The sequence below is a fragment of the Bartonella sp. AP58NXGY genome (genome assembly GCF_042195785.1).
GTDB lineage: Bacteria > Pseudomonadota > Alphaproteobacteria > Rhizobiales > Rhizobiaceae > Bartonella.
The window spans coordinates 1-234 of record NZ_JBHIOY010000242.1 but is presented as its reverse complement, the minus strand read 5'-3'; the positions used below and the strand labels follow the sequence as shown (position 1 = coordinate 234).

Annotated in this window: 1 pseudogene; it reads right to left on the bottom strand. The window is 42.7% G+C overall.

The features are described from left to right. Positions 1-234, bottom strand: a pseudogene (locus ACFINC_RS10695) (diaminopimelate epimerase); the annotation flags it as partial.

The following is a 234-nucleotide window of genomic DNA, read 5'->3' as shown; positions in this document are numbered from 1 at the left end:
ATAGCGTGGAGATTGCCAACAGAGACAAGACAAGCATCTTTTAGGGGACCAGCTGTAATTTTTACGTGATTGGTATCAACTATTTCACGTGAAACAGGCATCTCTTTTGCATTGAAATTTGGGCATCCCATATCAACAGAAATGAGATTGTCGGCTTGGTATTTTCCTTCGGTCACTCCAGCGGGGGTTTCTAAACGAAAACTTTCACCAAAATTGTGGTCTGTGAGCCATGCA